A 21,826-nucleotide genomic window follows, 5' to 3' on the forward strand; every position below is an offset into this window, starting at 1 on the left:
TTATTCCTTCGAAATCAGCCAATATTGACTCCAAAGGGGAACCTGAGTGCGATATTTGCCTGATTTCCCGGCATTTCAGGCATTTTTCAGCTAAATAGCGCACTGTGGTTCCCTTCGACGTCGAATTCGTCTATTTGGCAGCAATTAGCGCATTCTCGTTCCCTTTCAAATGACTGGTGGGCTACGTCAGATGCCAAGAGGGATGAGGATCAAACACACGGTCCGACCTCCTTAGCCATTTAGCGTTTCTAGTGAATCAACCCTAACCATTTCCAATAAGGCACACACAGAAGTGCAAGCAGCAATACAGCTAATCCATAAGCAAATGCAACCTTCTGGCCTTGTCGATGGCTAAACGCTTTCCCTTCGGAACTATAGTAAGCCGTCAAATACGTCGGCGATTGATACGCGAAAAAGAAAGGGTCTGTTGACAATAGTACCACGAATACGAGAATCCATGGGTGAACCCCCGCTTGATTAGCCAGCGGCAGGAGTGCCGTGACCAGCAAAATAACAGCGGGATCGTCCCTGACGATCAACGTGACGATAAACGAGAGCACGATAACCGCGGCTAGGAAGAAGAATGGCGACGTTACGAAAATGCCCATATGCTGACCGAGGAATGAAGACAGCGCTTCGACAAGTCCAAGCTCATTGGCAGCAGCCGAGAAGCTGAAGGCTACGCCAAGGAATAGCAGGAATGTCCAGTCGATGCCGGTTGAAATGGTTTTGCGGTCCAATACGCCGCTGATGACCAGTACGGCAAAGCCGATCAGCATAATCCAAGCGCTATCGATGCCGTGAAGCGGCTGTAGTACCAGCATGATGATGCAGCTCAGGACAGTTACGACGGCAATACGCTCCTCGCGCGTCAGCGGTCCTAGCAGTCGTAACTGCTCGTCTAGAACGTCGGCAGCGATCGGCTTGGCGGAAGCTGTCTTGCGGAACATGATGAAGATAATGGTAAGCAGCACGCTGCTAAATATGATAAATGCCGGTAAGGCATAGAGAAACCATTGAATCCAGTTCACAGGCGAAGCGCTGGTAACCAGTCCGAACGCCAGTACGTTTGTGTAGGAGCCCGTGAGCACAAACGGCGCTGTGAAGCCGTAGAACAGCATAGCGGTAAGGCCTAAGCCTGCTGCGCCATGACTGCGCGCTCCGAATCCCATGGATTCGGACAGCGTCTGAGCAATCGGCACGCCGAGTGATACCTTCGCTGAGGAGGAAGGGATCATCGGGTTGAGCATGATGCCGCCGGCCACGATGCCCCACAGCTGCCCGCGATAGTTCGCGGGGAAGCGCTTAAGGGCATGGAGGGAGAAGCGGTATAAGAAGCCCGACTTCGTAATGACGGCGCTCATCGCCATGATGAAGATCATGTACAGCCAGGTCGGCGAGGCGAAGCCCGACAAGGCTATCTCGGGCTCGACGAGTCCGCCGAGCACCCAGAGCATGGCCATGCCCAAGGCTACGATGTAGTCGGGCATGATGTTCACGATCCAGAGGATCACGGCGGCTAAGCCGATCCCGATAAAGTCCATGCCGTGGCGGGACAACCCCGCAACGGGCTCGGCGACGTGGAAGCCGAGCACGGAGGCCACGGCCAGGATGACAGCCGCTAGGCCCAGCCAGCGGCTACGATCACTAAGCCGCCCCGCGCCTGCGGCGAGGCGCTCGCTCTTGCTTCTGGCCAGCATCTGCTTGGCCAGACCGAAGCTTTGGTCGCCGCTGCGCTTGGTCGACCCCGAGCTCGACAGCGCGGTTGACTCCGCGAGCTGCAAATACTCGAGCGCAAGCTGCTTTCGCCCCAGCTTGCGGCACAAATCAGCCCCCCACTCGTAGACGGTGGCGAGCTGCTGCGCCGAATAGGCGGCACCTCGCTGATCCAGCGCCGCCTCGACGATGGACAAGCCCGCTTCAGGCGCGTGTTCCACGCAGTAGCGGACATAGGCCCACAAGACCGCGTAACGCGCGACGAGCAGCTCATCCGGGCAGCGCCGAAGCGCCTGGCCGATCGACCGTTGCTGCCGCTCAGACTCGTCCAGAGCAGCTTTTGCTGCCATCTCTGCCTTTTCCACTAATTCACCCGCTGCAATAGCCGCGACCTCCAGCGCCAGCTCCCACTCATTGCGCGCAGCATAGACCTCAACCACCGACGCCCAATCACCTTCGGTTCGATAGTAAGCCAAAGCCTGATCCACCCACAGCTGCTGCTGACGCTCACCATACCGCTGTGGCAGGATGTCGAGCAGAACACGAGCGATTTCGGGCCGCATGTGAACGGAATCACGCTCCACGTCCTCCTGGACGAACCGTCCAAGAGCAGCGTAAGCCTGATTGGCATCTTCTATGGTCATACCGAAGAGATGCTTGAGCAGTCCATCACGCACACTTGGCAAGCAAGCGCACGCGAGAAGGAAATCCCGCAAATGCGTCGGCAGCAGCTCCACCTCATGCAATACCCATTGGGCTTTCGCTTCCTTGGAGGCTTGTAAGCGACCATTGGTTGATACCAACCGTTGCGACAACAGCCGAATGAAATAGGAAGAGATCTGCGGCTGCTCAACGACTAACCGATCGAAGGTTTCTCGATCAATATAGTAGAGAACGCTTTCTATAGCTATGATTGCCGTTGCTGATCTGGGCTCGTTCGTTAACAACGCCATTTCACCGAGCGTATCTCCATCCTGTAAGCTCGCGAGCGACTGCCTTGTACCATCTTGCTTCTGAGAGAACAGCTCAATTCTCCCGCTCTCAATCAGATACATGCTGTCACCAGGATCGCCTTGTTCGAACAGCATATCTCCAGCTTGCCCCTTCACCATGTCCAATTTGCCCAGAAGCTTGGCTAACTCTATGTTAGAGAAGTCCTTAAACATCTCCATATCTTTAATTGCCACGAATGATCTACTCTCCTTGCACGATGCATAACAATGCTCGAAGCTTTTTACTCCAAGAATACTGTACGCTTGGTATGACAAATTTGTCTACACAAATTGCTAGCAGCCTCCCGAACGCAAAAAAAGAAAGACCCTTAACCGAAGTTAAGAGCCTTTCTGGAGAATGCTATATTTGCAAGCTGAAGCTTACAGTTTTACAACGTTCTCAGCTTGTGGTCCGCGGTTGCCTTGAACTACGTTGAACTCAACGCGTTGGCCTTCGTCCAAAGATTTGAAACCTTCGCCAGTGATTGCGGAGAAATGTACGAATACATCGTTTCCACCTTCAACTTCGATAAATCCAAATCCTTTTTCTGCGTTAAACCATTTAACTGTTCCTACTGCCATGGGTAATACCTCCAAAGTTTTATTAACATGTCTTTTTTCTTGTTTCGAACAAAAAAATTACACATTGGAAAAGGTTTCATTTACTTAAATGATAACCCTTTGCAATACGCAATTCAGGTTTTCCCTTTAAGACTATTAATACTGTACCACACTATATTAGGTATTGCAATTATACCTGAGAGGGATTTATTGCTAACGAGACAAAGGATTCACGATCCTCAATTTTAAGTGCTATAGCTAGTGCTAATGCGACATCTTTCGACGGGATAATTCGACCATTTTCGATAGAATTTATGATGGAATAGCTGATCCCCGCTTTCTCTCCAAGTTTACGAAGTGTAAGATTTTCCTGCTGTCTCAGCTCTTTGAGCCGGATGTGGAAGGACATGCTCGCCCCACCTCAACTTTCTTTATTTTTTTGTTTTTGAATTTCAGTTCTAATTTTGTCGAATGGGTCTTCCCAGTGCGGCGGCTTGATGGTTTTACCCATTTCATTCTTATGAACCTTCCCATCGGGCCAAACCTTGGACATATTCGCGTGCTGTACGATATCGAAGATCGGTCCAGGCTCTACACCCATTTCAACAAGCGTCCCTAGTACAAAATACAATTCATCAATCATCGCATCTACTTCATCTTCTAATGTAGCTGCTTCTTCAAATTCATTGAGCTCTTCTTGCATCCACGCCAGGCGCGCGGCTTTACGCTGAGCAGATAGGCGCTGTGGTGATGCGCCCACTGGGTGCTCAAACGTTTCATGGAACTTCTTCACAGCATCGAAGGCTAGCTTTAATGTCATTGTATCTGATCTCCCTTAACATGGTTATAGATTTCTACTATATACCACCCGAAGGGAGTTGTGGTCAATATGTCTGATGATTTTTTAAAAATGACGTCCCATAATAAAACGATCTTTCCAATAGCCTGAGGTCATGGAACGTATTACGACACCTGAGCTTGTTGTATTGCTAATAAACTGGCCATTGCCGACATAGATACCTACATGATTAATGCGGCCTGGTGTCGATGTACTGAACATGACGAGGTCGCCCTTGCTTAGGCTTGTCTTCTTGGAGACGCGGGTTCCTAGCTTCGCTTGCGCTTGGGAGCCCCATGGAAGCGTGATCCCATTCTTGCTAAAAACTAACTGTGTATAGGCAGAGCAGTCCAGGATTAGACGGCTAGTATTTCTAGTACCATATCGGTAAGTGACGTCCCCGATGTACGACTTCGCTGTACGCACAATGCTCTCTGCACGGGACGTGCTTGTAGCTGTCGCTGTCGCGGCAGCTACCACCCCATTCGTGGTTGTCGTCGCAGCAGAGGCCGCTTGCGGGCTTAATAACGCAGTTCCCGCGATTAGCAAGGATAGACTTAGACCTACGACAGTTGAATTAAGGTGGTTCTTCTTCATAACAGGCATGATTGATTTCCTCCTTGGGCATGAAATATGTGCTTATGGGATCTGCTACTACCATAGCACAAGCCCCATGCCCTAATATTTAACAAAAAAGGAGGAAAGTCGCATCACACCTAATCGTAGGCACTATTCTGAGAATTTCATGAGAATTCGATGAGAATCAATCTCTTGACACCAATGAATCCGCTTTATCTCCAGTATGTTCCTGCCGAAACTCTGACGGGGTCACACCATATTTCTTCTTAAACACCTGAGAGAAATGCCTCATATCTTGATAGCCGATGCGTTCGGCAACGTCCGCCAGCTTGATCTTGGGATTCAGCAGCAACTGCTTCGCCTGCTCTAGCCGCAAGTTAATGACGAATTCCTTGAAACCCTGACCTGTCTTCTGTTTAAACAACTGGCTAAAGTACACGGGGTTTAAATACACGATGGAAGCTACTTTCTCAAGCGATAAGTCGTCTTGATAGTGCGTGCGCATATATTGCAGAGCCACTTCAACAGAACGATCACTGCCGCTGGCATGATACTCATAGACCTGTGTTGTTGATGCCTGCCGCATCCGCTGCACCTCGGCAGGTACGGACTGGAATTGCTCAATCCGCTCCGTAGTCATGATCTGGAACGGCACCTTCAAATATTTAATGAGATGGCTGCGAAGCTCCTCAACGAGATGTGCGATGCTTGTTCCTTCAGGCAGAGTCACGAGTCCGAGCAAGCTTTTGCTGTCGTGTACAGTCACGAAACCTTTGCCGTAGCGTTCGATCAGCTCCAACAGGACGTTCTCGATAATGAAATTTTCCAAGAAAACAGCCTTATCCGTCTCCATTTTGACCATAATCAGATAGAAGTAAGGATGCTGCTCCACGAATGGCCCCATATCAATTCGCCCCGTATCCAAACCCTGCACCCAGCGCTGAAACACAGCTTCTTGCAGATATTTGCGATTCGTCTTGAGCAGTTCCGCTTCCTCGATCAGTTCGGTATCATGGGCGATTTCCTCGCTTAGCTTCCTAATCATGTCGCTCAACACTTCTTTACCGATTGGTTTCAGCAAATAGTCCTTTGCACCAAGGCGCACAGCTTCTTGTGCATAGGAGAACTCCGAATACGCCGAGATTACGACCCATTTTACATGGGGATGCCGGCTTCGCGACATATTCATGAGCTCTAAGCCGGTCATCCCGGGCATGAGAATGTCTGTTAACACGATGTGTATGGATTGACTCCGCAGTATCGTGATCGCTTGCTCCGCATTGGAGGCCAAATGTATAGTGTGCTCAGGAAAGCGATTCTGCAGCGTACGTTGAATGCCTTCTCGAATAATCGTCTCGTCATCCACAATTAGAATATCCACGTTTTTATACCCCCTTGCGAGGTAGCGGCATCGCGATGATCACCGTGGTTCCTACCTCTAGTTTGCTTTCAATTCGAAGTCCATACGTGTCACCGAACATTAATGCAATACGCCGATGGACATTGGTAAGTCCGATACCCCGTCGAGTCTTGCCGTCTTGTACGAGCTGTGATTTGTTGGCAGCATTATCTTTGTACGTGAATTGATCCCCAATCATACGAGCATCCTCCTCGAGCTTTTCCTGCATCTGACGCAGAAGACCTTGCTCAATTCCTACACCATTATCGGAAATGATAATATGAAGCTCTTGCTCTTGCACCTCCGCGAACACCCGTAACACACCTGGCTCCCGCATCGGTTCAAGACCATATTTAACGGCATTCTCGATAATGGGCTGCAAGGTCATCTTAGGTAAGGTAACATCCAACCACTCGGGGTCTATCTGTATCTCGGTTCGGACCCTGCCCTCCAGCCGATTCTCAATAATCGTCATATAATGGCGCATCTGATCCAGTTCATGCTGCAGCGTCGTTTTGGAAGCTTCTTGCCAATCACTGCTGTACCGGAACATATGCGACAGCGCTAGGATGACTTTCCCCAGCCGATCATTCTCTCGTTCATCCAGCATCCAATAAATCATATCCAGTGTATTGTACAGGAAATGGGGATTTACCTGAGACTGCAGGGCATGCAATTCCGCATTTTTCTCGCTCATCGAAGACAGTGTAATCCGTTCAATTAACTCATCCATCCGGTTCACCATCCGATTAAAGGAGGATACGAGGGAATTAATCTCTTCGAACGACCTAACCGTTACGGAGCCCTTGAAATTCCCCATCTCGACCTGTTTCATCTCACGGATAAGCAGTTTCAGAGGGGAAGCAATGTTCTGCGAGATCAAACTCGCCAAAGCAGTAGAAAGAATAATGAGAACAATAATCACGACATATAAGTATTCTCGCGTTTTAACAATTTCAGCATTAATATCACCCTTAGGGGTTAAGCCAAAAACGGTCCAATTCGACATTTTCGCATTGGCAGCTACAATCAACTGATCCGTTTGATCATCGACAATGATCTCATTTTTATAAGGACGCGGCAGTCCACTAAAAGAAGGAGAATTCTTCTTATCTTCCGCGGTCGTTGCAATTAATCGATTATCCTGATCTACAATGTAGACCCGACTGTTCGGGCTAATCGTAACGTTGGATAGAGCAGCTAGAATCGGCTGTGGATTCGTTTCGATCAGCATGACGCCGATGACGCGATGGTCAGTTAGATCAAACAGCTTGCGGCCAAAGACAAACATCGGATCACGCTGAAATTGATTGATAACAGAGCCTTGTACGAGTCCTAACCAAACCATCTCCCCAGTGGAATCCTGAAGCTTCTTGTACCAATCTGTAGAGGAATAATTCGCATCGATGACGGTATCAAAGCCGCGTTCGTAATTATAATTTTTGCCCGCATTCGTGATGACGTGGATCCCAACAATATCATCCCGCGAATAATAAATAGCGCCTAGTATATTCGTAATGGTTCGCTCATTGAAAATACTTGTTGTCACATCAGGATTGTAATCCCGTTCCTCAATTAACCGAATCATTTCATTGTTACTATTCAAGGATTTTGTAATACTGTCATACCCTTGCAGGAGCAAATCAAATAAGCCTACGGTTTGTGAAATATTTTTCTGAGCCAAATCGTTAATCTTGTTATGTATGATTTGCGTCGTTTTCTGATAGTACAAAAAACTGACAATCAGCACGAGCGCTAGCATCGAGGAGATAAATAGCATAAATAGCCGATTATGAATGGAATTAAGGCCCCTTTTCACCTGTCGTGATCCCCTCTCCTAAGGCGGTATTTGCTATTTTATCATAGTCTTATCTGAAATAGAAAAAAAGCGAGGGGTGAAGTTAACCCTTCACCGCTCCCGCTACCATACCTTTTGTAATTTTGTCCGCTAATAAGAAGTACACGATAATAACCGGTAACGCACCGAGTACAAGGAAGGCCCCGATCGCGCCATAGTTAACGGAGTATTGACTTACGAAGCTGTTCACTCCGAAAGGAAGCGTCTTAAGCCGCTCGGACGAGATAAACGTCGCTGCTAGGATGTACTCGTTCCAGATGTTAATAAAGGTGAGAATACACACCGTCATCATCGGAGGAACTGAAATAGGAAGAATGATCCCCGTGAAAATTTTGAAGATCCCCGCGCCATCCACGACAGCCGACTCTTCAATCTCTGCCGGAATGGATTTCATAAAGCCGCTGAGGATAAAGACCGCAACTGGCGTTTGAAACGCGATATAGGGCAGAATGATCGAAAGATGCGTATTTAGGATGTGCATGTTTTTGAAAATAATCATAAGCGGCAGCAAGGTTGCCTGCATAGGAACCATCATCCCTATCAGGAAGATGACCATGACGAGCTGCCCGTACTTCCATTTAAACCGTGTAATGGCAAAAGCCGTTAAAGAACTCAAGAACAGGACACATACCATTGTGATTAAGGTAACGAAGAGACTGTTCTTCAAATACTGGAAGTAATGCCCCGACTTGATCGCATTCGTAAAGTTGCTCCATTGGAGCACGTGCGGCAGGGAGAAGAAACGGCCGGACAGGATTTCCTCATTCGTTTTGAGAGAATAAATGAACAACCACAGCAATGGATATACCTGTGTGACCACAAGTAAGGATAGAAATATAACAACAAGAACCTTTAGGATAGAGAAGCTTTTGCGTCTCCGGATGATGGCAGGTTTAGCCGAAGCTACATCCCTGGCGTTTAACATGGTGACACTCCCCTTCCTACGTATATTTTTTCTCTAGTTTGTTGAATAACGAGTTAATAATGACGGTTGCTACGAGACATACCACAACCAAGAAGGCTGCAATCGCGCTTCCATAACCATATTTCAGAGAAAGGAAGGAATTGTTGTACATCAAGGTGGAGATGACATCCGTTGCATGTGCAGGACCGCCGCCTGTCATGACCATAATCATGTCGAATGCTTGTAAGGAACCGATAAAAGCTAGGACGATCGATATTTTGAAAATCGGAATATTCATAGGGAAAGTGATATACCAGTCGGCTTTAAGGCCTTCTGCTCCATCCAGACGCGCAGCTTCATAAATATCAGCCGGGATGTTCTGAATACCAGTAAACTGGATTAAGGTGTGATACCCCAAGTACTGCCATAGGGCTACAAAATAAAGGGAATACATAGCAATTTTGGGATCCGTTAACCATGATCTCGTCCAGCTATGTAAGTTTAGTAAATCTAGAACTTGATTGAGCATACCACCCATTGATGCTGGATTGTAAATTGTTTTCCACAATTGCCCAATGATAACTACAGATAAAATAACCGGTAAAAAGTAAGCAGAAACAAGGAAATTCGGTTTTTTAATAAAACGATTTAGCAAAATGGCTACACCCAATGCAATCGGGATTTCACACATGGAAAACACAGCAAACATTAATGTGCGTTTGACAGATGGCCAGAATATAGGATCATGGAAAAGCATCGTGCGGAAGTTCTCTAAACCAATGAACTTCGAAGCGCCAATCCCATTCCATTCCAGCAATCCACTGTACATGGATACGAGAATAGGTACAAACACAAGGCCAACATATATGATCAAACAGGGCAGTACAAACATGGCAATCGTCCACTTGGAGACTCTTAACACATTCACTTGGCTCGCCTCCTTCATGGGGTTAGATATACCCATGGGGAACTTACCCTTAGCACCTCTGAGGCGCTCTAGGTAAATTCCCTATTGGGCTACTACATCAAATCTATTTATTTATTTCTTTTTATTTGTGTCGTAAGCGGTTTGGTGCTCTTTCGCTACAGTTGCAGGATCAACTTTTTGTACGAAAAGGTTTTGAATGCTCGTTAAGTGACCTTGCGCAGTTCCTGGGTTCATTGTGTTATCGAACGCTAGGTCGCCGCCTTTAACTTTTTTGAACAAAGCAAGAACATCCATTGCCATATCGGAGTATCCAGCAGCCTTGAAGTCGCCGTCAACTTTTTGAGCCAAACCAACAGCGCCTTTAACTGCGAAAGCTTCTTTAGGGAAGTTCAACATGAAGTAGTTCAAGAAATCTTTCGTCTCTTTTAAATGTTTGCTGTTTGCAGAGATTGCGAATGCAGATCCTGGAGCCAGCATGAACTCATCAGGGTTACCTTTCCCTTTAACTGTAGGGAATTGGAACACGCCAACTTTACCGTTAACGGAGGAAGTTTCGATACCGCCAGTTGCCCAGCTACCCATGTAGTACATAGCTGCTTTACCTGTTTTGAACAAGTTCTCTCCTGCGTTGTAATCAAAGGAAGTTGCGCCTTCTTGGAACGCGCCAGCTTGGATCAAATCTTCAAAGGAGCTAACTGCATCCGTGAATGCTGGATCAGCGAATGTTTTCTTACCGTCAACAACAGCTTGCAAGAATCCAGGGCCGCCATTTGTGCGAAGCAATACGTTCATGAACAAGAAGGAACCCGTCCAGGAATCTTTTTCACCGATCGCCATTGGCTGAATGCCTTTGGATTTCAAGATTTTTACGTCCGCAACCATCTCTTCGAAAGTTTTTGGAATTTCAGCAATTCCAGCTTGTTTGAACAAATCTTTGTTGTAGTAAATAACACCGATGTTGTTACCATCTGGCAATGCGTAAATGTTCTTGTTGAAGCTGTAGAAGTCAAGAATTCCACTTTGGAATGTATCTTTAAGTCCGTTTTGCTCAACCATGTCATTCAGTGGTGCGAATAGGCCCGCATCTACGAAAGGTTGCATTTGTGCTGCTGGGTTAACGATAGTGATATCAGGCACTTCTTTGGAAGCTGCTTGAGTTTTCAATTTAAGCTTTTGTTGGTCCGTGTTCAACGAATCAAGCTCAATTTTGATATTCGGGTTTTTCGTTTGGTAGTCAGCAACAATTTTCTTCAACATACCGTTTTTCGGATCTGTTGGATCTGGATATATATTTTGGAATGTGATCGTAACGTTTTCAGCTTTTGCTGTAGCAGCTGGTGCTGTTGATGCGCCTGCAGCCGGTGAAGCCGTGCTCGTGCTTCCTTTATCCGATCCGCATGCTGTTAAGCTCATTGCTAGCACGCCTGCTCCAATAACTGTTAGTGCTTTATACTTTTTCACCAATGTAAATCCCCCTCGTTCGTTTTAAGTGAATGTCTTTATGTCCTTATTATGCCGTGAAAATGGTACCCCTTACAATGTGTGAACTTTAGATATGATGTTTGATTTCTATAGATTTATCGTCCCACATAACTTTCCCGTTCGGGGGATTTTTTATGAGTTAACCTTTAAAGCGATACAAAAAAGCGACCCCTCAGCAGCTCACGCTGACCTTGGAATCGCTTGATAAATACGGAGATATTAATAGGCCTTTGGCACTTCTACGCGGTTCGTGATACCATCTTCGGTGAAGTAGATATGAACGTCGAAACCTTGATCGTCCATGAAATACGATACGTATTTCGGTTCGCCGTGTTTGATCGGTACAAGCAAAGTTGCAATACGATGGCTTCGGGCTGACTTCGTCGTTGCCTTCAAATGGTAGTGTGGCGGCAAACCTTCAATTTCGGATTGATCGATGTCGGTGAAACTCTGATGTTGTGTAAGCTCCAGCTCTCCTGAGGAGCAGTAGACGAACCGACCGTCCATATCAGCCTTACGGCCTTGAACCTTGAAGGTCTGTCCATTCAGTTTCATCTCATATAGCGTTTGGAACAGCCAATCTACGGTACCAGCCTGCGCGAGATCGATATGATCGACAACCACAACGTAGGTACCGAAGAAGTAAAGTTCCCGCACATACCGTTCCAAGTATGGCACATATTCTTGGTAGGCCGCGGTTGCGTTGCTGCGGGAATAACCGTAGCCTTTGCGCTGCTCGGCAACCTCGACGAAACCATTGGCCGCCATATTTAGCACTTTGTTTTTCTCCGCGTATTGACCCAGTCCGTCGATCAAAATATTGTTCGTTGAGCGCGTCTGTCTGCGCCAATTCATATGCATTGTGGAGCTGAACGCCACGTAGTAGCCGCTCTCAATGGCCAGCGGTTCTCCGTAGGCATGCAATAAGAAGCCATTTTGATCGCCATGACTATGGCTGACAGATCCATATTTGCTGCTCTTCGTGAGGAGCATAATGTGACGTTCTGGATCCGCCATATTGGAATGGAAAGCGACCCAGTCAATGTCACGGAACCATTTGACCGATTGAATATTTGCATCGGTAGGCGCGATAGCCTCAACCTGCGGATAGTCGTGACGATAGACCATTTCATCAAAACGGAAGTCCCACCAACCATAGTTGTAAAACTTCATTTCGGAATCTGTATCCGTCTCACGAACCCGTTCGTAATACCATTGATACAAACCGTTTCCTGTCACACCTGCAAATTGACGAATGTTGAAGCCCGTTTTCAAACTAACTGGATCTCCCAATGTCGATTGATCGCCAAAGCTTGCACGCAGGGTGTCAGGGCTGAACGCATACAGCGGAAAATCACCTGTTTTTGCGAAAAACGGCCGCTTATAAAAGTTAATGCCTGTATATTTTTTCAGCAAATTCATCGCTTCCGTAACAAAAGCCATCCCCGTCGTCCAATACATCGGACCTTCGGCCCAGCCCCCATCCGGCCCGCCCCACGGCGAGTAGAGACATGCATAATATTCAAGTGTATAGTCTAACCATTCTTGAACCTCCGGCTCCTCCTGCAAAAGAACAATACAGCAAGGCACAAGCACACTGGATAAAGAGCGAACGGCGTGACTGTCGAACGGTACGTGATGAATTTTGGAATGTTCGATCACATGTTGCGCGATTTGGCGTGTACGTTCGAGCAGAACGTGGCGAATATGCTTTCTTTCATCCTCTGATAATTGATCATAAAGCCAGTCATAACCCCAAGCAATGGCGCCAGCCATTCGGAAGGAAGCCTCATCGTTATAGTCGCGGCTCGTCGTCCCTCTAATGTCCCAAGTACTGATATGAAGCAGCCAGGTTTTCGCTCGATCTAATAGTGTGTCATTGTTGAGCAGCTTTCCTGCTACGGCCAAATGACGTACCGCATACAAGACTTCTTGTGTATCCATATACATCTGACGCCACAGATTGGCAACTCGCTTATTTCCTGGGTAATGACGCGGCTCCGCAATCAGATCTCGTTCGATCCAAGGCTTAACTGACTTCTCGAAAAAAACATCCCATTCGCAATAGCTTGGATCCGTCGCTAGCTCGGCACGAAAGGCCTCTACCTCCGAAGCTTGCAGCCATAATCTCGGATGCTGAGCAGAAACCTCTGCGTATCGCGTAGCTCTGCTAGGCAGGGGTGTTTCCGGCAAATCTGCCGGTACTTCGAAGCGGCGAGTGCGGCTCCATGCGGTATGTTCGCCATTTTCTTCAAGCAGGGCATAACGCCAGTAGTATGTGCCTGGGTTGAGCGCAGCATCAGGTGTATACAAGTTATAGGGGATTGGTTGCACGGTCTGCGTCTCTGTCGGTGAGAAAACCTCCGATTCTGAGATTTGAAGCACATAACGATCATGCTCCAGCTGTGCCGGAATCCACGTGAAGCGAGGCGGGTTTTCCAGCAGCACCGTCTTCTCGTTCGGCTCGTATTGTACGGTTAACACACCGCTCTGTGGTTCGTAAAGTGGCGATAATGACATGGATAATTCCCCTCCAGGCTCGGTAGTGAGGCTTGATTAATTATGACAATGAGTGCGAAGATGATGGCGACTTCTTAAGCTCGATGATGAATTTCTGCGCGTCGCGTATATCTTTCGAACAAAAGCCCGAATGACAAATTATAAAATTTGTAATCCTTTATCTGTCATTTTAACACGAACAGAATCATTAGGAACGGTTATGCTAATTTCATTATCCGTCATTTGTGAAAGCTGCACGGCACTGCCTGCGCGATACATATGAATGAAATCCGCCTTACGATCATGACGTCGATGAAGCATGGCTGTAAGTGAGCGACTAGGGTCTACGGCATCGCCTGGTGTCTGAACAGCCACAATCTCATCGCCTGGTTGAACGAGTGCAGAGTGGTAGATGACAGCGTCTGCGTTGGTGAGGTTGTACAAAGCTTGCAGTTCACCCGCTCCATTGCCGGCAACGCCTTCATTCGGCACGAATCTGCTAGTCATGGGCAGTTGCTGCTCCTTGACTGTCGTAATGTCCCCCGCCTTCTCAGCAATAAGTAACTGATAAGCAGCCTCTGGGTCAAGTGGTTGTTGCGAAGCTTCTACCGCTACGACCGGGTGCATCCACCATTCAATCGCTTGCGGCTGATTGCCAGAAAGCTCTACTTGGAACCAATCCAACATCCAATCATCCGTTAGCAAAAGATGTCGATTCATCGTACAGCCTTCATAACCTTCCGTCGATTGCAGCCAAGCGTACACCGAAGTCTCTGTTGCTTCGTAGTGTATTAGGCGCCCTTCATGCGGCGCTTGTGATTGACCCGCCAGCGAAACGGTGTTGTGGCTGGCCGTCTCGGCAAACCACGATCTGCGCATGGACGAGCCGTAAGGCACCATCCCCAGATCGGGTGTCAGGGTTTGATCTTGGTGCATCAACGTCAGATGCAGCTTGTCGTAGTGGCCATGGGAACCGCCGTGCTCGCCAAAATCGGCGAGGAACGACAGCGGGTTCCCCGCGATGCGGCCGATGACGAAGCCCGCGTCCGGCCAGAGCCGCGAGCTGCGCGGCTCCGAGGCAGCGGCGCGGTCAGCGCCTCCACCGTAGAGCAGCGCCTCGAGCTGCTCGTTCCCGGCAGCGCCTAGCTGCCGGTACGCTTCGCGCGCTACTTTCGCGAGGCCAGCGATGCCGTAGATCGCGAGCCCCTGCTCCGCGATCTCGGCGATTTCGCGGGCGTAAGGGCCCCGCTCCAGCGGCCCGTCATGCAGGGCCGGCAAAGCGCCCTGGTCGTCGGCCAAGTCGGCCAACGCTTCGAGCATGCCGCGCATGGATTGCCCCTCTGCGCCTGTCGTGGCGTAGAGATCAATGCCGAAGCGCTGCGCCATTTCGGCAGCGATCAGATAGGCACGAAGCACGAAGACATGGTAATACGTGCTTCCTTCGAATTCGAATTGATCGGCCTTCACGCCGATGGAAAGATGATGAATGAAGCCTCCTTGGCCTTCAATAAGTGCCTCAAGCAGCGCTTGATCGCCTCTCGCCGCATACACACAAGATAAAGACGCATTCAGCCAAGCGGTATAGTTGTTCTCCGCATTGTTCCGTTCATGGATCAAAATATGCCGGTACTCCTCCATGCTTCCCGCCAACAAACCTAAGAACACGTCGATCGCAACTTGTTCCTTCGCATCGAAGGTAATGCCTCCATCGCGAAGCAGTAAATAGGCGCGAATTAGCGTTGTAGACCAAATCGCCTCGGTCAGCGCTTGGTGGAATGCGCGTCCCTTCAGCATCCAGCTCTGTGCTTCTGGATGCACGGGATAGAGCGGAAACTGCTCGGCGTATTCGACAAGCAAACGTTTACTGATCTGTGCATAGGAAACGTCACCCAGGGCCGCATAAACAGCAGCCGACTGCAGCGCCACACGTGCCAAGGATTGGTGCTTAAATACAAGCCACGCACCGCGGTAGGCATCACCTGTAATCACACAACCGTGTGGGCACAGAAATTCTGAAGCATCTACACGAGCTTCATCGAACATCAGTTCGGTATGATGGTGTGGACAAACATACTGGTGCCACCAACCACCAGGTTCTTTAGGAACGACCAGGCTGCCTGCTTGCTGCAGCCTGTCGATTTCTTCTTGGAGTTTGTGGGCAGTTTGGCCCGCCCACGTCAACGTCTCTACTTTAGCGGCTAAGGGGATCGCGGTACTCATCGCATCATCATCCCACCGTTGATTTCGATCGTTTCACCTGTTACGTAAGCAGCTAAATTGGAAGCTAGGTAAAGAACTGCGCCAGCAACATCATCTGGAGTTCCTTCACGTTGCAGCGGAATGCCATTAATTGTTGCTTGGCGCGCTGTATCCGTTGTGAATGTCGCGTGGAACATCGTATTGCCGATGAAACCCGGTGAAACGTTGTTCACAGTGATGCCGCTAGCTGCAACTTCTTTTGCCAAACCTTTAGAGAAAGTAAGAACCGCTGCTTTACTTGCTGCATACACACTTCCGCCAGGTCCACCACCGTTATGAGCAGCTACGGATGTCATGTTGATAATCCGGCCATAGCCTTTTTCTTTCATCCCAGGGAGCACTCGTTTCGAAACGAATACGGTGCTTTTCAAGTTGACATCCATGATGCGGTTGTACATTTCTTCGGACATATCTACATTGGGTACGCGCTGTACAAGGTGACCCGCGTTATTCACAAGAATATCGATCGTTCCACCAAGCGCTTGCTCCACTTCGCTCACAAGTCTGTCGATTTGCTCCACATTCGTTACATCTGCTTGTACTAGTACCGCTTCCCCGCCTAAAGCTTGGATTTCTGCAACAACTTCCTGCCCTTGTGCTACATTGTTCAAGCAGTTCACGCCTACCTTCGCACCATTGCTAGCTAAAGCAAGTGCAACTGCGCGTCCAATCCCTGCATTCGATCCTGTGACAAGTGCTATTTTCCCTGTTAAGTTGATGTTCATTGTAATATCCTCCCATGGATGTAATCTATTTTTATTTGAATCGCTGCTTGTGCAGCGTAACTACCTGTAATTGTAATGGACACGAGCGACGCTATTTCTAATAAAAAGACAATTTCCTCGTATAACGGACGCAACCGACGCTATTTACTGTTTTGGGGGTAAAATAGTCCCCCTAACAAGGGAATAACGTCTATGTTGTCCGTTAGAACATGTGAATCCCGCTAAAAGACCGAATAGCGTCCCCTGTGTCCGTAAGACGAGGCGGCGGGGGACGGGACGGGACGGGGACGGGCGCGAAGGGGCAATCCGTAGGGCAGAGAAGGGTTCGGTTTGCTCCCTGACTCCCTGGCGCCCCTCCATTCACCCGCGCAGCCGAGGCCGCGCCGTCTCCGGCATCGTCATCGTGATGCAGGTACCGCGCCCCCACTCGCTGACAACGGACAGCCCGTAAGCTTCGCCGAACACCATTTGAATCCGTCGGTGGACGTTCATCAGTCCGATGCCCCCACCACGCTTGGTCCCAGTGCTCGCTTCTTCCGGCTCCGCCAGACGGTTCTCCTCTAGCTTTCTGCGTAACTCCGCCAGTCTTTCCGGCATCATGCCCACGCCGTTGTCTTCAATGAAAACCTGGAACAAACCACCCTCTTTGCGGGCATCAATTCGAATGATATGCCGCTCTTCCACACCATCTGGAAAAGCATGCTGAAAAATATTTTCAATCAACGGCTGCAACGTCAAGCGGACCATCTTCTCTAGCAGCAGGCTTGGCGGGATTGCTACATCAATCTCGAATTCCCGCTCCGTTCGATGCTGCAAAATAATCATATAGTTCCGCACATGATTCAGCTCATTCGCAACCGTGATTTCTTCTATGTTGGTCTGGACGGAGTAGCGAAGCATGAAAGCCATCGCTTCAACCATCTCCGTAATTTCTCCTGAATCCTGAACAATGGCATAACAATTGATCGTTTCCAATGTGTTGTATAAGAAGTGGGGGTTAATTTGCAGCTGCAGGGACTGAAATTCAGCCCTCTGCCGTTCGAGCTTGGTTTCGCCAAGTTCCAGAGCATTTTTCTGCTGCTCCAGCTCGGCCTCATATACCCGCTCGATCATATCCGATAGACGCGTTACCATCAGGTTGTAGCTGTGAATGAGTCCGCCCATCTCATCCGTTCTCCCCGCGTCCTCGATATACTGCCAGTTCCCTTTCTCCGTCTCCCGCATGCTGTCTTTGAGATCCCGAATCGGCCGAATAATGGAGCGACCAAAGCGAGAAGCAAGCACAAGTGCAACAGCCAGAGTAACCAGACCTACAATGATCGTCGTTGTTCGAATCGTGTTAGCAGGTCGACGCAGCTCTTGCACGGGCATAGAGGCGACAAGATTCCAATCGGAGTAGCCTGATTTTCTCGATACAAACATACGTTCTTCTCCGTTGTATTTGGACAAAAACGTTTGATTTCCACTTGTCAGCACTTGCGAAGCTAACTCATCCTGCGATTTGCGTTGGCTCATCGTACGTGGATAAATGTAGTTACCGGCGTCATCCACAATGAAGAAAAAGCCCTCTTTCCCCAAACTAACACGATCCCACGTCTTCGCCAGTTCATCTAACTTGATTTCAATGGCGACCACCCCGCGGTTGGCATCCCCATAGGAGGGACCCCTCACTTTGCGAGCCATCGTTACAACGGATCCTTCATCAACAGGACGGATACTCATATTGAGCAGCGCAATTTTGCCATCACCAGGCGTTGATTTCATCAAGTAGTCGAACTTTTCACGGACAAGCACTGGATCGAAATTCAGCAGGTTCTGATTCTCATAAATAACGGATCGACCGTGCTGGCCCACGACGTAGCTCATGTTTAGCTGTTTATACAGGGTAATGACGGAAGTGACCGAAATTCGGGCGAATTCCTTGATTTTTTCCGAATACACATAGTATTCATAACCATCATCTGGCTTGATTTCCATAAACGCCCGCACATCCGAATTCGACGAAAAGGCATTGCTGAGCAGCTCATACGCCTGTAAATAGCTATCTGTCTGATAGTTCGCACTATCGACCATCTGCTCCATATATTGCTTAACTTGATCATCCAGCGCCCGCGAAGACTGCACGTAGGAGACAGCGCCTACAGACACCAACGAGAGCACGATGACGATGAGAAAATACGCATAGATTTGACGCGATAGCGACTTTCTCTTCATTATCGGATCCCCATACGCTGACGGTATTCCGAGGGTAGACAGCCTTCATACTTTTTGAACGTTTTGGTAAAATGCGGATGATCCGCATACCCAACCTCACCGGAAATATCGGTAATGCGCCAATGTGGCTGCTGAAGAAGTTTCTTCGCCTTCTCCATACGGCGACGTGTTCGATACTGAACAAAGGTTTCTTGCGTGTTTTGCTTAAACAATTGGCTAAAGTATGAGGGATTGAGTCCAATGAATTCAGCCACCTCTTCTAAGGAAACTTCCTCCGCCAGATGCTTCTCCATGTACTGTTTCGCTTCCTCAACAGGGTCCTTCTGCTTGCCTTTGCGCTTGCTTTTGAGCTCTTGCAACAGCCCTTTCACAGAGGCTGTAAACCACAGCCACACATCTTCCTCGCTCAGCGAAGCAGAGATCTGCGGCTCTTCCTGAATCATATACACATCGCGAACGATGAGACGCCCGTGTACAAGCGTATAGATTTCCTGCACAATATCACTCATACGATTGAGCTTTAATTTATAGGCACCTAGCTCCGCTTTGATCTCTTCGAGATCTCGGTCCAGCTCCTCTTGTTGCAGCATCCATACCGCTTGCTCCAAACGAGTAGCCCAGCTCTCCAGCTTCGTGACGGCGACAAATGACTCCGAGCTCACCTTGCTTTTGTTCAGAATGAGTTTCTCTAATACCTGCTGAAACCCCTTGATGTTGACTGGCTTCAACAAATATTCTTTGACCCCGTAAGACACACACTTCTGCGCATACTCGAAATCGCCATAGCCAGAAATCACAACCACCTGAATGTCAGCATCCATCTCAGCAATTTGCGCACACAGCTCTAGACCATCCATTTTCGGCATGCGAATATCTGTAAAAAGGAAGTCAGGTCGTTCCTCTTGAATCCGCTGCATTGCGACAACACCATTCTCAGCCGTTCGCAAGCTTTCAATGGGCAGCCCCGATTGTTCCACAAGCTTCTGTAATCCTCTGCGTATCATCGGTTCGTCATCGACAATGAGTATGCGGTACATGAGAAACTCTCCTTTCAAAATGGGATGAAATGCACGCTCCCCACGCACCGTTGGGTACGTGAGGAGGCGGCATGCTCAATACTTGAGCTTATTTACGCGGCATCGACACAGTCGTACCGGAATCTTTACTATTAAATTTCTCTGTTGCTTCCTTAATGACTTCGTTTCCACCTTTGGACTTCCACTCTTCCAATACTTTCGGCCAGTCGGAAATCGGTTCTTTACCATAAACCATTTTCACCATGTGGGAAAGAATAACTGGAGGCGCTTGGTCAGAAAGTGGTGAAATATCAGGATTTTTCATCAAAGATTCTAGACGTGGCTCGAAGTTGATACCATCGCGTCCTTCATTCTTCAACGTCGTATCATACACGTTCATCAATTTCTTGCCATCTTCTGTCAAGCTAAGAGTACCCTTATTATAAGTTGTATCTTGAACAAGCCACAAGAAAGATTGACGGTAACGCTCTTCATCAACTGCAGCTGGATCTGTTGGTGCTTTGTAGTCGATTTTACCATTAGCTTCTGTATACGTGTCGCCTTGGATACCGAATGTGAAGAATTTCTCAGCTTCATCGGACATCATCCAGTCGAAGAACTTGATGATTTGCTCGGCATTTTTCACGTTCTTGTTTATGAAGTAAGCACGCGGCGCTGGTCCATACAAGTAGTGACCACCTTTACCATCAGGTCCAGTCGGGGATGAGATAATTTCGATATCGCCCGTTGGAACTGTCGCTTTCAGTTGTGTCTCCCATTGCAGCATTTCATTGGCGTTCATGGACCACATACCTGCTTTGCCTGCAAGAATCGTGTTTTTGAACACCGTTGCATTAATCGTTGCGAATTCTTTGTTGATCAAGCCTTCGTCAAACATCGTTTTGTACGTTTGCAGAGCTTTCGTCATATTCTCTGTATCGAAGAATTTCGGCAAGATTTGATCGCCAGACTTCTCGAACATCGACAAGTACGGATACACATCATAAGCCCCGAAGAAGGAATCGGCATACTTGAAGTTCTCACGGCCCATGTACGGGTTCTCAACACCCATTTCTTTGAACTTACGCAGAACTGCCATGTACTCATCTACCGTTTTCGGCACGCCTAAACCTGCTTTGTCTAGCAAATCTTTACGAATAAAGATCGAACGGCGGGACGGGTTGGACAAGTACTCCGGAATCGCATAGATTTTACCGTTGTACGTTACGTTATCCCAAGCGTCTTTCGGCACTTTTTTCAGCAAATTCTGACCGTATTTCTTCAGCAACTCATCTAGCGGTTGGAATACACCAGCCTTCACAGATCCTGCCATTTCTTTTCCGTTCACACCACCGCTGCCTTGTACGACATCAGGGATATCATTTGTTGCAAACATTTGGATCATTTTTTGTTCATATTCTTTGTGTGGAACAAGCACGATATTCATATCGGAGTTTGTTAGTTCTTCAAGCTTTTTCACCCATTTGTCTTGATTAATATCAGGCGATTTCTCAACATGTCCGAAAGCAAGTGTACGCAAGGAGATCGAGAACTTTGTTTTCTCTGCTGGCTTAGTACTAGCAGCTGTAGTCGCGCCAGCACTAGATGCTGGTTTATCCTCAGTCTTGGAAGAAGAACAAGCAGCCATCACACTGGCCATTAATACGACAGCCATCGTCGTGGGAATCCATTTTTTCATTTCTACCCCTCTTTTCATATCGACTAGGTAACTAACACTTTCATACCCTCATTGTAAAAGCGTTTACAATTAGCGACTATGGACTGTCTTTAGTTCGAATTGTCTTTTTTTTAGAATTGTGTAAAAAGAGTTAAAAAGTAGTTTTTTTGTATAAATC

Annotated in this window: 16 protein-coding genes; all 16 read right to left on the reverse strand. The window is 48.1% G+C overall.

From position 1 onward, the window contains the following. Window positions 1-248: 248 nt before the first annotated feature. On the reverse strand, window positions 249-2,903 hold the full coding sequence (locus HQN88_RS31435) for an SLC13 family permease (RefSeq protein ID WP_173119717.1): 2,655 nt from the start codon (window positions 2,901-2,903) through the stop codon (window positions 249-251). A gap of 186 nt (window positions 2,904-3,089) precedes the next feature. Next, window positions 3,090-3,290: a cold-shock protein gene (locus tag HQN88_RS31440; protein ID WP_028555213.1), complete on the reverse strand. Its 201-nt coding sequence runs from the start codon at window positions 3,288-3,290 to the stop codon at window positions 3,090-3,092. Between the two features lie 169 nt (window positions 3,291-3,459). Further along, window positions 3,460-3,678, reverse strand: coding sequence for a helix-turn-helix domain-containing protein (locus HQN88_RS31445; protein WP_056622353.1), 219 nt, complete (start codon window positions 3,676-3,678; stop codon window positions 3,460-3,462). A 12-nt stretch (window positions 3,679-3,690) separates the two neighbouring features. Then, window positions 3,691-4,089 carry a pyrophosphohydrolase domain-containing protein gene (locus HQN88_RS31450; RefSeq protein ID WP_173119719.1) on the reverse strand — a complete coding sequence of 133 codons (399 nt, stop codon included), beginning with the start codon at window positions 4,087-4,089 and terminating at the stop codon, window positions 3,691-3,693. Window positions 4,090-4,173: 84 nt separating this feature from the next. Beyond that, a complete protein-coding gene (locus HQN88_RS31455) occupies window positions 4,174-4,713 on the reverse strand; it encodes a C40 family peptidase (RefSeq protein ID WP_173119721.1) in 540 nt (179 codons plus the stop codon). A gap of 157 nt (window positions 4,714-4,870) precedes the next feature. Beyond that, window positions 4,871-6,067: a response regulator gene (locus HQN88_RS31460; protein ID WP_173119723.1), complete on the reverse strand. Its 1,197-nt coding sequence runs from the start codon at window positions 6,065-6,067 to the stop codon at window positions 4,871-4,873. A 4-nt stretch (window positions 6,068-6,071) separates the two neighbouring features. Continuing rightward, window positions 6,072-7,904, reverse strand: coding sequence for a sensor histidine kinase (locus HQN88_RS31465; RefSeq protein ID WP_337995169.1), 1,833 nt, complete (start codon window positions 7,902-7,904; stop codon window positions 6,072-6,074). An 82-nt stretch (window positions 7,905-7,986) separates the two neighbouring features. Then, window positions 7,987-8,868, reverse strand: coding sequence for a carbohydrate ABC transporter permease (locus HQN88_RS31470; RefSeq protein ID WP_171633585.1), 882 nt, complete (start codon window positions 8,866-8,868; stop codon window positions 7,987-7,989). A 16-nt stretch (window positions 8,869-8,884) separates the two neighbouring features. Then, window positions 8,885-9,775, reverse strand: coding sequence for a carbohydrate ABC transporter permease (locus tag HQN88_RS31475; RefSeq protein WP_173119725.1), 891 nt, complete (start codon window positions 9,773-9,775; stop codon window positions 8,885-8,887). A gap of 111 nt (window positions 9,776-9,886) precedes the next feature. Next, complete coding sequence (locus HQN88_RS31480) at window positions 9,887-11,188, reverse strand: extracellular solute-binding protein (protein ID WP_173119829.1); 1,302 nt, start codon at window positions 11,186-11,188, stop codon at window positions 9,887-9,889. A gap of 288 nt (window positions 11,189-11,476) precedes the next feature. Next, complete coding sequence (locus HQN88_RS31485; RefSeq protein ID WP_173119727.1) at window positions 11,477-13,777, reverse strand: DUF4962 domain-containing protein; 2,301 nt, start codon at window positions 13,775-13,777, stop codon at window positions 11,477-11,479. Between the two features lie 138 nt (window positions 13,778-13,915). Next, window positions 13,916-15,976, reverse strand: a complete 2,061-nt coding sequence (locus HQN88_RS31490; RefSeq protein ID WP_173119729.1) for a heparinase II/III domain-containing protein — start codon at window positions 15,974-15,976, stop codon at window positions 13,916-13,918. After that, window positions 15,973-16,740: an SDR family NAD(P)-dependent oxidoreductase gene (locus tag HQN88_RS31495; protein WP_173119731.1), complete on the reverse strand. Its 768-nt coding sequence runs from the start codon at window positions 16,738-16,740 to the stop codon at window positions 15,973-15,975. The genes HQN88_RS31490 and HQN88_RS31495 overlap by 4 nt, the downstream gene beginning before the upstream one ends. A 360-nt stretch (window positions 16,741-17,100) precedes the next feature. Next, on the reverse strand, window positions 17,101-18,954 hold the full coding sequence (locus HQN88_RS31500; RefSeq protein WP_173119733.1) for a cache domain-containing sensor histidine kinase: 1,854 nt from the start codon (window positions 18,952-18,954) through the stop codon (window positions 17,101-17,103). Continuing rightward, window positions 18,954-19,991, reverse strand: a complete 1,038-nt coding sequence (locus HQN88_RS31505; protein WP_173119736.1) for a response regulator transcription factor — start codon at window positions 19,989-19,991, stop codon at window positions 18,954-18,956. Before HQN88_RS31505 ends, HQN88_RS31500 begins: the two co-directional genes overlap by 1 nt. 88 nt (window positions 19,992-20,079) lie before the next feature. Further along, window positions 20,080-21,669 carry an extracellular solute-binding protein gene (locus HQN88_RS31510; RefSeq protein WP_173119737.1) on the reverse strand — a complete coding sequence of 530 codons (1,590 nt, stop codon included), beginning with the start codon at window positions 21,667-21,669 and terminating at the stop codon, window positions 20,080-20,082. Window positions 21,670-21,826 lie beyond the last annotated feature (157 nt).

The sequence above is a fragment of the Paenibacillus qinlingensis genome (genome assembly GCF_013204845.1).
Taxonomy (GTDB): domain Bacteria; phylum Bacillota; class Bacilli; order Paenibacillales; family NBRC-103111; genus Paenibacillus_E; species Paenibacillus_E qinlingensis.

What these genes read in the sequence shown, in the direction of transcription:
- HQN88_RS31440 (WP_028555213.1), bottom strand. Translation starts at nt 3,290, where the DNA reads ATGGCAGTAGGAACAGTTAAATGGTTTAACGCAGAAAAAGGATTTGGA.
- HQN88_RS31445 (WP_056622353.1), bottom strand. Translation starts at nt 3,678, where the DNA reads ATGTCCTTCCACATCCGGCTCAAAGAGCTGAGACAGCAGGAAAATCTT.
- HQN88_RS31450 (WP_173119719.1), bottom strand. Translation starts at nt 4,089, where the DNA reads ATGACATTAAAGCTAGCCTTCGATGCTGTGAAGAAGTTCCATGAAACG.
- HQN88_RS31455 (WP_173119721.1), bottom strand. Translation starts at nt 4,713, where the DNA reads ATGCCTGTTATGAAGAAGAACCACCTTAATTCAACTGTCGTAGGTCTA.
- HQN88_RS31470 (WP_171633585.1), bottom strand. Translation starts at nt 8,868, where the DNA reads ATGTTAAACGCCAGGGATGTAGCTTCGGCTAAACCTGCCATCATCCGG.
- HQN88_RS31480 (WP_173119829.1), bottom strand. Translation starts at nt 11,188, where the DNA reads ATGAGCTTAACAGCATGCGGATCGGATAAAGGAAGCACGAGCACGGCT.
- HQN88_RS31485 (WP_173119727.1), bottom strand. Translation starts at nt 13,777, where the DNA reads ATGTCATTATCGCCACTTTACGAACCACAGAGCGGTGTGTTAACCGTA.
- HQN88_RS31490 (WP_173119729.1), bottom strand. Translation starts at nt 15,976, where the DNA reads ATGAGTACCGCGATCCCCTTAGCCGCTAAAGTAGAGACGTTGACGTGG.
- HQN88_RS31495 (WP_173119731.1), bottom strand. Translation starts at nt 16,740, where the DNA reads ATGAACATCAACTTAACAGGGAAAATAGCACTTGTCACAGGATCGAAT.
- HQN88_RS31500 (WP_173119733.1), bottom strand. Translation starts at nt 18,954, where the DNA reads ATGAAGAGAAAGTCGCTATCGCGTCAAATCTATGCGTATTTTCTCATC.
- HQN88_RS31505 (WP_173119736.1), bottom strand. Translation starts at nt 19,991, where the DNA reads ATGTACCGCATACTCATTGTCGATGACGAACCGATGATACGCAGAGGA.
- HQN88_RS31510 (WP_173119737.1), bottom strand. Translation starts at nt 21,669, where the DNA reads ATGAAAAAATGGATTCCCACGACGATGGCTGTCGTATTAATGGCCAGT.